Origin of the sequence: Haloarchaeobius baliensis (assembly GCF_052060055.1) — an archaeon.
GTDB lineage: Archaea > Halobacteriota > Halobacteria > Halobacteriales > Natrialbaceae > Haloarchaeobius > Haloarchaeobius baliensis.
In genome coordinates this window covers 55,930-70,185 of the sequence record NZ_JBPPFR010000002.1, presented here as the reverse complement: position 1 = coordinate 70,185, position 14,256 = coordinate 55,930, and the positions used below count along the sequence as shown (strand labels likewise).

The 14,256-nt window shown below is 70.4% G+C and carries 12 protein-coding genes; 7 read left to right on the top strand and 5 right to left on the bottom strand.

Going from position 1 to position 14,256, the window contains the following annotated elements; all coding sequences use genetic code 11:
• Positions 1–37 precede the first annotated feature (37 nt).
• Together ACSG06_RS11240 and ACSG06_RS11235 are read right to left on the bottom strand one after the other, a co-directional pair.
• The gene (locus tag ACSG06_RS11240) at positions 38–808 is read right to left on the bottom strand and encodes a MinD/ParA family ATP-binding protein (RefSeq protein WP_440990378.1); all 771 of its coding nucleotides are present in this window, start codon (positions 806–808) and stop codon (positions 38–40) included.
• 48 nt (positions 809–856) lie between these two features.
• Positions 857–1,282 carry an HIT family protein gene (locus ACSG06_RS11235; protein WP_440990377.1) on the bottom strand — a complete coding sequence of 142 codons (426 nt, stop codon included), beginning with the start codon at positions 1,280–1,282 and terminating at the stop codon, positions 857–859.
• A gap of 254 nt (positions 1,283–1,536) precedes the next feature.
• Here ACSG06_RS11235 and hisI point away from each other — a divergent pair, with 254 nt between their 5' ends.
• The 3 genes from hisI to ACSG06_RS11220 all read left to right on the top strand — a co-directional run bounded on the left by hisI (position 1,537) and on the right by ACSG06_RS11220 (position 3,772).
• Positions 1,537–1,908 carry a phosphoribosyl-AMP cyclohydrolase gene (gene hisI, locus ACSG06_RS11230; RefSeq protein ID WP_440990376.1) on the top strand — a complete coding sequence of 124 codons (372 nt, stop codon included), beginning with the start codon at positions 1,537–1,539 and terminating at the stop codon, positions 1,906–1,908.
• On the top strand, positions 1,901–3,004 hold the full coding sequence (locus tag ACSG06_RS11225) for a DUF7118 family protein (RefSeq protein ID WP_440990375.1): 1,104 nt from the start codon (positions 1,901–1,903) through the stop codon (positions 3,002–3,004). Before hisI ends, ACSG06_RS11225 begins: the two co-directional genes overlap by 8 nt.
• A gap of 90 nt (positions 3,005–3,094) precedes the next feature.
• A complete protein-coding gene (locus tag ACSG06_RS11220) occupies positions 3,095–3,772 on the top strand; it encodes a hypothetical protein (RefSeq protein WP_440990374.1) in 678 nt (225 codons plus the stop codon).
• Positions 3,773–3,784: 12 nt separating this feature from the next.
• Here the strand turns inward: ACSG06_RS11220 and glmM are convergent, their stop codons facing one another.
• On the bottom strand, positions 3,785–5,149 hold the full coding sequence (gene glmM, locus ACSG06_RS11215) for a phosphoglucosamine mutase (RefSeq protein ID WP_440990373.1): 1,365 nt from the start codon (positions 5,147–5,149) through the stop codon (positions 3,785–3,787).
• 102 nt (positions 5,150–5,251) lie between these two features.
• On the opposite strand from glmM, the gene ACSG06_RS11210 reads away from it, so the two are divergent.
• From ACSG06_RS11210 to ACSG06_RS11195, 4 genes are all read left to right on the top strand, one after another.
• A complete protein-coding gene (locus ACSG06_RS11210; protein WP_440990372.1) occupies positions 5,252–6,136 on the top strand; it encodes an HVO_0234 family beta-propeller protein in 885 nt (294 codons plus the stop codon).
• Between the two features lie 489 nt (positions 6,137–6,625).
• Positions 6,626–7,480 carry a ribose-phosphate diphosphokinase gene (locus ACSG06_RS11205; protein WP_440990371.1) on the top strand — a complete coding sequence of 285 codons (855 nt, stop codon included), beginning with the start codon at positions 6,626–6,628 and terminating at the stop codon, positions 7,478–7,480.
• Positions 7,481–7,549: 69 nt separating this feature from the next.
• The gene (locus ACSG06_RS11200) at positions 7,550–8,086 is read left to right on the top strand and encodes a heme NO-binding domain-containing protein (RefSeq protein ID WP_440990370.1); all 537 of its coding nucleotides are present in this window, start codon (positions 7,550–7,552) and stop codon (positions 8,084–8,086) included.
• A gap of 84 nt (positions 8,087–8,170) precedes the next feature.
• Positions 8,171–8,797: an FkbM family methyltransferase gene (locus ACSG06_RS11195; protein ID WP_440990369.1), complete on the top strand. Its 627-nt coding sequence runs from the start codon at positions 8,171–8,173 to the stop codon at positions 8,795–8,797.
• A gap of 35 nt (positions 8,798–8,832) precedes the next feature.
• Here the strand turns inward: ACSG06_RS11195 and ACSG06_RS11190 are convergent, their stop codons facing one another.
• Together ACSG06_RS11190 and ileS are read right to left on the bottom strand one after the other, a co-directional pair.
• Positions 8,833–10,947 carry a CARDB domain-containing protein gene (locus ACSG06_RS11190; protein WP_440990368.1) on the bottom strand — a complete coding sequence of 705 codons (2,115 nt, stop codon included), beginning with the start codon at positions 10,945–10,947 and terminating at the stop codon, positions 8,833–8,835.
• Between the two features lie 47 nt (positions 10,948–10,994).
• Entirely contained in the window at positions 10,995–14,186 is a 3,192-nt protein-coding gene (ileS, locus tag ACSG06_RS11185) for an isoleucine--tRNA ligase (protein WP_440990367.1), read from the bottom strand.
• Positions 14,187–14,256: the final 70 nt, after the last annotated feature.

Sequence of the window (14,256 nt, the reverse complement as noted above, 5' to 3'; positions counted from 1 at the left end):
AACAGATATGTAACTTCCCGTAAAATTTTTTCGTCTCTCAGAAGCGTGACGAGAGGCGGGTCCGCAGTCCCTCCTTCGGGAAGTCCACGTCGAGCTGTGTGTCGAAGACGGCCTCGGCCGTGGTGGCGACGCTACGGGCGAACGGTCCCGTCGCGCCGTCGACACAGACCGGGGCGCCCGCGACCCCGCCCACCTGGCTCTCCGGGACGGCGACGTCGGCGGACTCGACGGGGGTGGAGTCCGTCGTCGCCGGCTCTGCGGCGCGGTTGGCGACGACGCGGTGCGGCTCGACGCCGATGTCGGCCAGCCGGTCCCGGGCACGGGCGAACGTGTCCACCCCGCGCTTCGAGGACGGCACGATGCAGGCGACGTTGTCCGTCGCGTTGACCGCCGCGATGGAGGGGTTGTCCGCCACCGGTGGCGTGTCCACGAGCACGTGGTCGTACGCGACCGTCGCGTCCCGGAGCTCCTGCCCGAAGCGCTCGGCCGCCGCCCCCGACTTCGCCCGGGCGATGCGCTCGAACGGCGCGTACGTCGGGCAGACGCTGACGTCGCCCGGCGTGTCCACCCGCAGGTCCACCATCGCCTGTTCCGGCGTCACGTCCGCGTCGGTGAGCAGCCGCGTGAGGTCCGCGTCGATGCGCCCGTGGACGTACTGGCTCAGCCCCTGCGTGGCGAACGCCGCGTCGAACACCGCCACGTCCCGTCCGTCCCGTGCCAGCGTCGTCGCCAGCTCGACCGTGAGTCGCGTCGCCCCGGCACCGCCGGCGACGCCGACGACGGCCGCCGACCGGTCATGTTCGAACATACAAATTCCTCGTCCGGTACGGGTTAAAAAATGTCCGAATCCACCCGGTCAGTCGAGTGCGGCCCCGATGTCGTCGGCGATGTCGTCGAGCTCGTCGTCGCTCACGTCCGTCGGGCCGTCGAACAGCGCGTGGATGGGCCCGTAGCCGTCGCCCTCGTAGCGCGGCACGACGTGGTAGTGGACGTGGGGCACCTCCTGGCCGGCCGCCTCGCCGTTGTTGCACGCCACCGTCGTCGCGTCGGCGTCCATCCCTGCCTCCACCGCCGGCGCGACCTCGTGGACCGCCGCCGCCAGCGCCGCGCTCTCCTCGGCGGGCAGGTCCCCCAGCGTCTCGTGGTGCGACTTCGGGATGACCAGCGTGTGCCCCGGCGCCAGCGGGTTCACGTCGAGGAACGCGAACGCGTGCTCGTCCTCGTAGACGGTGCGGCTCGGGATGTCGCCCGCGACGATCTGACAGAAGATGCAGTCCTCCATACGTGTGGGGTCTGTTCGGTTGCTCAAGAAGGTTTCCCGCCAGTGGGTGCGTGCTGTGTGTTTTTGCCGATCCCCGACCCCTTCATTTCGGGTCGAGACACGGTGGACGCAAACTGGTCTGTAACTGGTCAGTACCGACCGGAGTGGCCCTGTCGTCTGGCGGTCGTGCGTTCGGTGAGGCCCTCGGAGTCCCGAATCGACCCCGAACTACCCACAGGAAAAGACCCATATCCGCCACGGCCGAGGCTCCGACAATGACAGATGCGCTGTCCGAACTCGACTTCGGCGACGACGGCCTGATCCCGGTCGTCGCGCAGGACGTCGATTCCGGGGAGGTGTTGATGCTCGCCTACGCGAACGAGGAGGCGGTCGAGCGCACCGTCGACACGGGGCGGGCGCACTACTACTCGCGGTCGCGCGACGAGCTGTGGGAGAAGGGCGCGACGAGCGGGCACACGCAGGCCGTCGAGTCGGTCCGGCTGGACTGCGACGGCGACGCGCTCCTCTACCGGGTCGCACAGGAGGGCGGCGCGTGCCACACGGGGTATCGGTCGTGCTTCTACCGGACCGTCGAGGGGGAGACGGTCGGCGAACGGGTGTTCGACCCCGACGACGTGTATGAGTGAGGCGGTCGAGCGCCTGCGACAGGCGCGCGAGGCGGTGGCGTCGGCCGAGGCGGCGGTCGAGCGTCACGGACGGGACGAGCTCGAGACGGTCGAATCGGCACACGAGACGGCGACTGAGCTGCTGGACCGGTACGAGGAGACGGCGACCGGCACCGGGGACTTCAAGTCCTTCGTGCAGTTCCAGGACGAGTTCGCGACGACCGTCGAGGGGCTCGACGACGACCTGCCGCGCAGCGAGGCGTTCGAGGAGGCGCTCGACGTGGTCGACCAGCGCCGGCTCTCGGAGTCGGACTTCGCGTCGGCCCGGCAGGCGCTCGGTCCGGCGGCGGAGCTGGCCGACGTGCTGGCGCGCGAGCGCGAGGCCCACGCGGAGCTGCGGGAGGCCGAGCGCGAGGCCAAGCGCCGGCTGCAGGCGCTCGAGGACGCCATCGCGGAGCGCGAGCGACTGCTCGAACTCGGCGAGGCGGACCTCGACGCGCCGGTCGAGCGGCTCAGGGGGCCGATCGAGGAGTACGACGACGCGGTCGTCGCTGCGTTCACGGCGTACCGGACCGACGTGAGCGCGCGCGAGCTGCTGGAGTTCGCGGCGAGCGCGGCGCACTACCCGCTGGTGGACGTCCAGGCGCCACCGGCCGACCTCGTGGAGTACGTCGAGTCGCACGAGGCCGGCACGGAGACGGTCCCACGACTGCTCGAGCTCGCGGACTACTCGCGGTCGAAGCTCGACCACTACGTCGAGGACCCGACCGCGCTGAAGCGGGCGGTGGCGACCCGACAGACGTACCTCGACCGGCTCGACGGCTCGGCGCTCCAGCTCGACTGGCCGCCCGGTCCCGCGGCGGCGCTTCGTCGGCAGTGCGAGGAGCGCATCACGCTGGTCTCGCGGATCGCCGACGAGGACGTGGTCGCGACGCTGCGGACGGTGCGCGAGCTGACCTGGGACGACGAGTACGAGCGCCTGCGGACGGCGGCGGTCGCGCTCGACGAGCTCGACGCCGAGGGGCGCGAGCGGCTGGCCTCGGGCTCGGTCACGGAGGAGATCGAGCGGCTGCGGTCGGAACGGGACGAGCTGCAGACGGCGCTCGACGACGCGTAGCGGCTTCCAGAAGCGACCGTCACCGGCCAGTACTTTTCTGGACTCTGATTGGTAATAATGGTTTCATCTCAGCCGAGCGTAGCCACGATCATGCGTCGAAGAACTGCACTCAAGCTGATCGGGGCGGCCGGCGCACTCGGGCTCGGCGCGACCCCCGGTGCCGCGAACGAGTACGGCCGCGACCGACGGAACACGGACAAACAGCGGCTCGTCATCCAGAACCGGACCGACGAGGTGTGTCGGACGGAGGTCCTCGTCGACGGCGAGGTGAGCCTCCCCGGTGGCCGCAGCCACGCCGGACGCGACTCGGCGGTCGACGGGCGCATCATCAGCATCACCGACCCGCACGGGACGGACCGGTTCGACATCGACGGCGAGATCAGACGCATCCGGTGGGACTGCGACGAGCCGCCGCGCATCACGCTCGACGGCCACCGCATCGACCCACGGGACTACGACGGCGACCACGACGATGACGACGACGACGACGACGACCACGACGGCCGGCGCCCCAGCCGGCTCGTGCTGACCTCGCGCGACGACGACGCCCGCTTCCGGGTCCGGTTCACCGGGCGGAGCATCGGCCGCCGCGGCACCCGGACGGAGACTTACGGGCCGAACGAGACCATCAGCACGCGGGTCCGCGGGCGCACCGAGTTCCGCTACGCGGGACGGCTCGCGCTGCTGGAGCTCCAGGGTGCGGTCGACGTGGACGTCCGACAGCGGACCGGCGACGAGGACGACTGGTGGGACGACTGGTGGTACTGAGGGAGGACTGACTCAGGCGGACTCCTTCGCCGCGAGGAGCGCCTCGTACATGCCGTCGGCGAGGTCGTTCGCGCGGGCTGCGTCGTGTGCCTCGGCGTAGACGCGTACGAGCGGTTCCGTCCCGGAGGGGCGCGCGAGCAGCCACGCGTCGCCGTAGTCGAGCCGGTAGCCGTCCTTCGTGTCGAGCTCGGCGTCCGCGTTCCCGGCGCGCTCCTCGGCGGCCGCGAGCATCGCGGTCCGTTCCGCCTCCGTCTCGTACTCGACGTTCCGGCGGACGTTGTGGTAGCCGCCGTAGGGTGCGACGACCTCGCTGACGGGTGCGTCGGCGAGCAGTTCGAGGAACCGCGCGGCGGTGTAGGCCCCGTCGCGGGCGATGTGGTAGTCCGGGAAGAAGATGCCCCCGTTGCCCTCGCCGGCGAGCGGGACGTGCTCCCCCTCGGCGAGGAGCTCGCGGACGCGGGTGATGATGTTCGTCGAGCCGATGGGTGTCAGCTCGAGCTGTGCGCCAGTCTCCTCGACGACGTCGACGAGCCGCTGGGAGACGTTCACCGCGGAGACGGTCACGTCCGAGGCGTCGAGTTCGGCGGCGGCGAGCGCGGCGAGCGTGGCGTCGCCCTCGACGTACGTGCCGTTCTCGTCGTAGAAGATGGCCCGGTCGGCGTCGCCGTCGTGTGCGATGCCGACGTCGGCGTCGGTCGCGCGGACGAGGTCGCCGAGGTCGCCGAGGTTCTCCGGGACGGGCTCGGGGTCGCGCCCCGGGAAGTGGCCGTCGGGCTGTGCGTTGACCGTGACGACGCGACAGCCGAGTCGCCGGAAGAACTCGGGCGAGGTGAGCGCGCCAGCGCCGTGGCCGGGGTCGAGCGCGACCGTCAGTTCGGCGTCGGCGATGGTCTCGCGGTCGACCGCAGCGAGCACGCGGTCGACGTAGCGGTCCGTGGCGTCCTCGACACGGCGGCTCCGGCCGACCGCGTCCCACGAGGCGTGTTCGAACGTCTCGCCGAGGAAGATGTCCTCGACACGTTCGAGGTCGGGAACGGCGAGTTCGACGCCGTCGTCGCCGACGAGCTTGACGCCGTTGTACTCCGCCGGGTTGTGGCTGGCCGTTATCATCATCGCCGGGATGCCCTCGCTCTCGGCGTAGGCCTGCGTGCCCGGCGTCGGGACGCGCCCGAGGCGGTCCACGTCGACCCCGACGCTGGTGAGCCCCGCAGCCGCCGCGTCGGCGAGCATCTCGCCGGTCGCCCGTGTGTCCCGCGCGATGGCGACCCGGTCGGCACCCCAGGCCGTGCCGGCCGCCTTGGCCACGCGGAGGACGAACGTCGGCGTCAACGCCTCGTTGGCGACGCCGCGTGTCCCGCTGGAACCGAATACCTTCATTCAGGTGCGTCTGGGTGCGGTGGCGTCAAATGGATTCCGAAGCTGACCGGGCTCGACGCGTCGACCGCATCGTTTTCGACCCCGGCGCACCCATCCCCGAGTATGAGCGCCGAGAAGGACATCAGCCTCGACGAGAAGCGGGTCTACGACGGCGACGAGCGCAAGGCGACGCTGTACGTCGCCTCGGGGGTCGGCTGCGTCGCGGTCGACGTGGTGGACGAGCGCGTCGGCGGCTTCGAGCTGGCGACCCGGGGCGCGGCGTACGACGTGGCCGCCCGCGACGGCGTCGTGGCGGTGGCGACGGACGAGGACGTGCTGGTCGGCCGGGTCGGCTCGGGTGGGGAGGACACCCACGTCGGCGAGTTCGAGGCAACCGGCCACGGCGGGGCGGTCGCGGTCTCCGTGGTCGACGGCCCCGAGATTCTGGCGGCGAGCCCCGAAGGTGACCTCTCGCGGCTGGCGGTCGGTGGCGGCGATGCCGACGGCGACTGGACCGGCTGTGGCTCCGTCGACGCGGAGGTTCGCGCCCTCTCCAGCGAGCTCTGTGCGGCCGAGGACGGCGTCTACCGCGTCGGCACCAGCCTCACCCACGTGGGCCTCGACGACGCCCACGACGTGAGCGCGACCGGCACCCCGCGAGCCGCCACCGGGGACGGCCTCTACCGGCTGGGCAACGGCTGGCTGGACGAGCTGACGGGCGACGCGACCGTCGTGGAAAGCGACGGCGGCGAGACGGGCACCGCGGACGCCGACGAACCGGAGCGCGCCCACGCCGTCGTCGACGGCGAACTCGTCGCGCTCTCGGCCGGGGAGTGGTTGACGTATCCGGACCAGCCCGAGGGCACGGTGGTGGGCGTCGCCTACGACCGGACGACGTACCTCGTGACCGGCGAGGGCCGGGTGTTCGCGGCGGCCGACGACGGCTGGCGCTCGCAGTCGCTCGGGGTGCCCGACGTTGCCGGTGTGGCGACCGTCGGGCCGAATTGAGGGGCCTCTCTGATTCTGTCGACAGTTTCGAACCAGCCGGCAGGCGCGCGGCTGGCGAGCGTGCCGAGCGCAAGCGAGGTCTCCGCGAGCTTGCGAGCGGAGGGCAGCGAGACGACGGAGGAGTCTCGCCAGGCCGCGAGCCGCACTCGTGCGAGGGATGAGCACCGCAGGGAGCGCTAGCGACTGAGGAGCGCAATCGGCTGGGGAGGCGCGAGGTGCGGTGCGGTTGCTGGGTGGGACTGAAAGGGGATGCCTGCTCGGCGAACCCGGACGACGCAAGCACCGCAGGCACGAGGAGCGCAGCGAGTCCCGGGAGCCGAGCAGGCAGGGGCTTTCTGGCTGTTCTCGTTACCAACAGCTCCCACGATAGACCGGACCTTCGAGCCGTTCTCAGTTCTCCCGAGAATAGTCGAACCGCCATCCGAACCGCACACTCGAGATTCCCGCCGTAACGAAAGTGGAATTAGGCAGGCCGGCGAGCACTCCCACATGATACTCCCAGGCTCGGCCTCCCAGTCGCTGGCGGCCGAACTCGCGGCCGAACTCGGCGAGCCCATCGCGCCCGTCGAGTACGAGCGGTTCCCGGACGGGGAGCTGCTGGTCCGGCTCGGCGACGTGACACCGGAGCGTGCGATCGTGGTCGCCTCGACGGCGACGAGCGACGCGTTCGTGGAACTGCTCCAGTTGCAGGACGCCGCCCGCGAGGCGGGCGCGAGCGAGGTCGTCACCGTACTGCCGTACATGGGCTACGCGCGGCAGGACGAGGCGTTCAACCCGGGCGAGCCGGTCTCCTCGCGGGCCGTCGCGCGAGCCATCTCGACCGGCGCGGACCGGGTGCTGACGGTCAATCCCCACGAGGAGGGCGTCTGCGAGTTCTTCGACCCGCCGGCGGTCGCGCTCGACGCCGCGCCGCGGCTGGCCGAGCCGCTGCCCGACGACCTGTCCGAGCCGCTCTTCCTCGCGCCGGACGAGGGGGCCTGTGACCTCGCCGCGTCGGTCCGGGACGCCTACGGCCGCGGCGAGACGGACTACTTCGAGAAGGTCCGGCGCTCGGGCACCGAGGTCGAGGTGACGCCGAGCGATGCCGCCGTCGCCGGCCGGGACGTGGTCGTCGTCGACGACATCGTCGCCACCGGGTCGACGATGAGCGAGTCCATCGGCGTGCTGAACGAGCGCGACGCGGCCCGGGTGTACGTCACGACGGTCCATCCGCTGCTCGCCCGGAACGCACCGACGAAGCTCGCCCGGGCCGGCGTCGAGGCCGTCTTCGGCACCGACACGCTCGAACGCCCGGTCAGCGCGGTCTCCGTGGCACCGATTGTCGCGGACGAAATATCGGAATAAAAACACGGATTCTTTATACCTCGTCTCGTTCGTACAGTACGTAGCCCTTGACGGGGCGGTGGTGTGGCCATGCACGGGATACTACATAAATCACTGAAGGGGTACGTCGGGGAGCACGTGCCGGGGACGACCTGGGACGAGGTACTGGAGGCGGCCGGCATCGAGCCGAAGCTCTACCTCCCGGTGTCTCGATACCCGGACGAGGAGTTCACGGGCGCGATCGCGGTCGTCGCCGAACAGACGGGCACCGCGGAGGCGGTCGTCCAGCGCAACGTGGGCGCCTATCTCGCGCCGGAGCTGCTCAACACGTTCAAGGCGCACGTCAAGCGCGGCTGGGGGACGAAGGAGGTCGTCGCCAATCTCGAGGGCATCTACCGGCAGATCGAGACCGGCGACAAGGACGCCGAACTGCCGACGATCTCGACCGACCGCATCAGCGAGGACACCTACATCGTCCAGTACCAGTCCGAGCGTCGGCTCTGCCACCTCGCGAAGGGCATCATCGAGGGCATCGCCGACGACTTCGACGACGCGGTCACCATCTCCGAGGGCGCCTGCATGCACGACGGCGACGGGCACTGCGAGCTGACCGTCGAGTTCGCGTAGAGTCGGCGCGACGCGGGCGGTGTGGATGCTCTCTGTTATCGTTTCACAACAACCGGGAAGTGGGTACGTCGGGTAGCCCGTGCCATGCTCGACGCGACCGAGGAGCCAGAGGACCGCACACTCGTCCTGAACGGCGTCGCCGTCCCGAGCGAGGAGCTCGAGGCGGACCGCGACCTGTACCCGAATCACGAGGGCCGCGTGGTCGACGCGCTCCGCAGGCACGTCCACCGCGGCGACCGTGTGGTCGTCGTCGGTGGCGGCTGGGGTGTGACCGCTGTCGTCGCCGCCCGGATGACCCACTTCGAGGGCGCGGTGACCGTCTACGAACCCAGCGAGAAGATGCTCGGCTACCTCCGGCGGGCGGTCGAGGTGAACCGCGTCGCAGACCTCGTGACCGTCGAACACGCCGCCGTCGGCTCCGTCTCGGACACCAGCGAGCGCATCTTCGGCGACCCGTCCGGTGACGTCGTCGCCCCGACAGCCCTCCCCGAGTGCGACGTGCTCGACCTCGACTGCGAGGGCGCCGAACTGGAGATACTCCGGGACCTCCGGTTCCGTCCCCGACTGCTGACCGTGGAGGCGCACCCGCACCTCGGCTGTCCGGTCGACGAGGTCGTGACCGAACTCGAGGCGATGGGCTACGACATCGTCGACAGGGAGCCCATCCGCCCCGGGAACGACATCGAGAACGTCGTGGCGCTCCGGGAGTAGCAGGGAGCCGCCGCCGGTCTCCCGCCGATGCCCGACTACCGGCGCAGCAGCCCGGCTCCGGCGAGCAGGCCGACCAGCGCGCCAACCGCGGCGGCCATCCCGAAGCCGGGCATCGGCAGTGAGCCACCGCCCACGCTGTCGGTGCTGCCGCCATCCCCGCCGTTCGCCGCGTCACCGCCACTCCCGGCGGTCGTCTCCGGTTCGACGGCCGTGACGGTCACCTGCTCGCCGCCGACGCGGACGACGTGCTCGCCGGCCTCGCTGATGGTCACCGTCCCGGTGTACGTGAGTCGGCTCGACGGCGGGAGCCTGACGCTGTCGGTGCGGCTCTCCTCCCCGTCGAGCGACAGCGACACCTCGCCCGCGGCGGGCCAGGCCGCCTCGTTGTCGACGGTCGCCCGGACGGTGAACGCCTCGCCGACCGTCACCGACTCTGGCGCCTCGACACCCGTCACGCGGGGCGTCGCCGGCTCGCGCACGGTCACGGTCAGCTCGCGGTTGGCGACCTGCACGTCGTAGGTGCCGGCCTCGTCGAACGACCGTTCGAACGCGATCGTCTCGGTCTCGCCCGGTTCGAGCTCCCCGGATTCGGTCGCCTCGACCGTCCCGTCGACGACGAGCTCCGTTCCGTAGCTCCCGACGCCCCCGCCGACGTTCTCGACGGTCGCCTCGATCTCGAGCGTCTCACCGACCGCCAGCGTCGGCGACATGCTGACGGTCGCGTTCCGGTACGGCCCCGCGACAGCCGGCGACCCGTCACCGAGCATGTACGCGAACGAGGCCGGCACCGGCCCGAACAGCTCCGAGTGGGTCTCCCGCGACCAGGAGTCCGGCGTGCCGGACCCGGTCGTGTACCGGTCGGCGTACGAGCGCGTCTCCGACCCGGAGACCGCCTCGACCGCCGCCAGGATGTCGCTGTTGTCGACCCGGTCCTCCTGACCGTTCAGCCGGCGCCACACCCGCTGGAACGTCGCCTCGCCGTCGGTCGCACCCCGGAGCCGACGGTCGATGGCGCCCGTGACGAGCGCCCCCTTGAGGTAGTTCGCGCTGTTGCTCCACGTCGCCGGCTCGGCGAGCACCGCCGTCGACTGCGGGTCCTCCGCGCCACTGTCGAGCTTCTCGCGGAACGCGTCGAAGCCGACGTGGCCCTGCTCGTAGGCCAGCAGCGCGGCGTAGTAGTCAGCCGACGCCTCGGTGAGCCAGCGCCCCGAGCGGTTCGTCCGGAACTCCTGTCTCGTGTGGACGTACTCGTGGAGCCAGACGTTGTTCGCCCGGTCGAGCCGCGCGTCGGCGACGACCCACGCGTCGGTGTCGCCGTACTGCAGCCCCGCCGAGGACCAGTCGACAGCCCGCGGTGCGGCGATGACGAGCGCCGTCTCGTCGCGCTGGCCCACCCGGAGCCGCTCGCTCGCGTTCACGAGACTCGCCAGCACGGCCTCGGGCGACTCGCGCATCTCCGCGGCGTCGGGCACCGCGAGCGTGATCTCCTGGCCCTCGACGGTCTCACTGTAGGTCCGCATCGGCCCGAGGTAGGCCATGTAGCCGCCCGTCGTCCCCTCGCCGGCGACCGTGACCCGCTTCTCGAGGTCGATGTCGTCCGCCCCGCGCCAGCGCCACGAGCTGCCCAGCCCCGGCACGCGGGTGATCGCCCAGTCGCCCGTGTCGGCGAAGGCGTACTCCGCCGCCTGCACGCCGTCGGTGGCGCCCAGCCCCTCGGCGAGCGCCGCACGCCCGCCGGTGTCGCTGGTCTCGTTCGCGTCGTAGGTGAACGTCACCGAGCCACCCGAGCCCTCGCCGGTCCAGGCGTACTCCCGGTCACCGTCGCGCTCGAAGTGCTCGGTCGACCGGACGTCCGCGTTCGACTGCAGCTGGAGGCGGAGTTCGGTCACCTCCTCGGGGACGTCGAAGCTGACCACCGCCCGTATCTCGCCCGGCCGGTCAGGCGTCAGGTGGAGCGTGAGCGCCCGCGTGATCGTCGGAACGGACTGCTGTGAAGCCGCGTGAACGCGGTCGTTCGTCGCGATTGCGTCCGACGCCGACCCGGACGCACCGGTCGTCGCCGGGTCGGACGGTCCGGCCATCGGCGTCCCCGCGGGCGCGGCGACGAGCGAGACGAGCACGACTGTGAGAAGCGCGACCCGACGGTCCATCGATAGAAACTGACGGTCGGCGAAAAGATGTGTCTTGTGCCCGGGTGTCAGTCGTCCGCGGTCGCCTCGGCGACGGGTTCGACGGCGAGGGTCATCGTGACGCCCTCGACCGCCCACTCCTTGCGGTGGCCGTCGTCGACGGTACCGAACTCGGCGCGAGTCTCCTCGGCGATGAGGGCCTCGTGGCGGCGCACGAGGTCGGCGACGCGCTCGTCCGCCACGTCGACTTCGAGGCGGATCTCGGCGTCGATGTCGAGTTCGAGGTCCTTGCGCATCTCCTGGACGCGGCGGACGACCTCGCGGGCGTAGCCCTCGCTCTCGATCTCCTCGGTGAGGGTGGCGTCGACGTAGACGACGCCGCGCTCGTCGCCCGACACGTCGAACCGGCTGCCGGTGACGCCCTCGGGCGTCTCGCTGACGAACTCGACCATCGACGCCTCGAGGTCGGGTTCGCCGACGGCCTCGCGCAGTGCGTCGAGGTCCGGCGCGTCGATGCGGGCCTCGTTGAGCGCGTTCATGACCTCGGGCGCGCGGTCGCCGAACGCCGGGCCGAGCTCACCCATGTCGGCGCGGGCGGCGTAGGCGAGCTCGCCCCAGTCCGTCTCGGGTGCGACGAGTTCGATCTCGCGCGAGTTCAGCCGGTCCGCGAGCAATGCGCGGTGACGCTCGACGGCCGCGTGGGCGCGCTCGTCGTCGGGGACGACCACGACGCGCTGGACGGGCCAGCGGAGCTTCCGGTCGGCCTGCTGGCGGGCGTTCGAGCCGGCCTCCTCGACCGCGCGGAGCAGCTCCACGTCGGTCTCCAGCTGCTCGTCCGCCCAGAACTCGTCGGGCTCGGGCCAGTCGCACATGTGGACGGTGTCGAAGCCGTCGTCGCCGGTCAGCGCGTTGTAGATGCGGTCGCTGATGAACGGCGCGTACGGTGCGAGCAGCTTCACGACGTCCGAGAGGACGGCGTAGAAGGTGGCGTAGGCCGCCGTCTTCGACGCGCTGTCCTCCTCGTCCCACATCCGCTCGCGGACGACCTGGATGTAGAACCGGGAGACGTCCTCGACGACGAACGAGAGCAGCGCGTCCAGCGCGCGGTCGGGACGGCGCTCGTCGAGCCACTGCTCGCTCATCTCCGCCTTCACGGACTGGAGGCGCGCGAGCACCCACTCGTCGACGAGGTCGGTCTCGGCGTCGACGGGGTCGACGTCGTCGGGGTCGAACCCGTCCATGCGCATGTACGGGAGCGGGAACCGGAACACGTTCCAGAGGATGTTCAGGTCCCGGGTCATGTTCTCCATCTCGTCCCACGAGAAGCGCATGTCCTCCTCCTGCGGGTTGCGCGAGAGGAGGAACAGCCGCATCGGGTCGACGCCGTACTCGTCGATGACCTCCTTCGGGTCGACGAGGATGCCCTTGGACTTGGACATCGTGCGGCCGTCGGGCATGAGCGCCCAGCCGTGCATCAGCACCTCCTCGTAGGGGATCTCGCCGAGGGCCGCGCTGCCCATGCCGAGCTGGGACCAGAACCAGCCGCGGGTCTGGTCGTGAGCCTCCATGATGAGGTCGGCCGGCCACAGCTCCTCGAAGTCCTCGGTCTCGCTGGGGTAGTCGAGGGTGCCCCACGAGGCGACGGAGGAGTCGAGCCACACGTCGAACACGTCGGGGACGCGGGTGGCCTCGGCACCGCAGCCGCCGCAGTCCATCGTGAGGTCGTCGACGGTCGGCTTGTGCAGGTCGACCTCGCTCGGGTCGACGTCCTGGTGGACGCGGTCGGCGAGCTCCTCGCGCGTGCCGACGACGTTCAGGTGGTCGCAGTCCTCGTCGTCGCAGGTCCAGATGGGGATGGGGATGCCCCAGTAGCGCTGCCGGGAGACGTTCCAGTCCGGCGAGCCCTCGACGAAGTCGCGGAACCGGTTGTCCCGTGCGTCGGGCGGGTGCCACTCGCTGTCCTCGATGTTGGCGAGCAGCTCGTCCTTGATGTCGCTCACGGTGATGAACCACTGGTCGGTGACGAGCCGGACGATGTCCGTATCGCAGCGCCAGCACTTCCCCTCGCCCTCGACGAGGTAGTTCTCGTCGTGTGCGAGCAGGAAGCCCTTCTCGTCGAGGTCGGCGATGACGTTCTCGTTGGCGTCGCGGACGAACTGGCCGGCGTAGGCGCCGCCCTGGTCGGTGTAGCGGCCGTCGCTCCCGACGGGGCAGAAGATCTCCAGGCCGAGCTCGCTGCCGCGCTCGAAGTCCTCCTCACCGTGGCCGGGCGCGGAGTGCACCATCCCGGACTTGTCGCCGGCGTCGGCGTACTCGGCGGTGTACACCTGACTCGCGCCCTCGCCCTGCGGATGCTCGGGGACCTCCTCGGCGAGCGGGTGCTCGTAGCGCTTGCCGACGAGGTCGTCGCTGTCCAGCTCTTCGAGGACCTCGTAGTCGTCGTAGCGCCCGGCCTTCAGGACGGTCTCGACCTGGCTCGCGGAGACGTACAGCACCTCGCTCTCGCCGTCGCGCTCGGCGCGGACTTTCGCGTACTCGGCACCGTCCTCGACGGCGACGAACGTGTTCGCGGGGATGGTCCACGGCGTGGTGGTCCAGATGACCAGCGAGCCCTCCTCGCCGACGAGGGGGAACGTCACGTAGATGGCGGGCTTGTGGACGTCGTGCCGTTCGACCTCGTTGTTCGCGATGGCGGTCTCGCAGCGTGGACACTGGTTGATGGAGCGCTGGCCCTGCTCGACGAGGCCGCGGTCGTGGGCCTGGTCGAAGCCCCACCAGGCGGCCTCCATGTACTCGGGGCTGACCGTCCGGTACGGGTTCTCCCAGTCCATCCAGACACCGAAGGACTGGAAGTCGGACTGGAGGCCCTCCAGCTGCTCGTTCGCGAACTCCTTGCAGGCCTCGATGAAGGCGTCCTCGCCGAACTCCTCGATGTCCTTCTTGTTCTCGAAGCCCAGCTGTTCCTCGACGCGTGTCTCGATGGGCAGGCCGTGCATGTCGTAGCCCGGCCGGTCGGTCACGTCGTAGCCCTGCATCCGGTAGAAGCGGATGAAGGCGTCCTTCAGGGACTTGTTCCACGTCGTCCCCATGTGCGCCGCACCGGAGGTGTACGGCGGGCCGTCCACGAAGAAGAACCGCTCACCGTCGGCCCGGTGCTCCTTCGTCTGCTCGTAGGCGTCGACGTCGTCCCAGTACGAGAACATCCGGTCCTCGACCGCGTCAGGGTCGTACTGGTCCGACACCTCCCCGAATCGTTCCATGTCGGAGGTGTGTCGCTCCGACATTAAAGGACAATCGGTCCTGCAGACGGCGTCGCGCTACCGGGCGGCG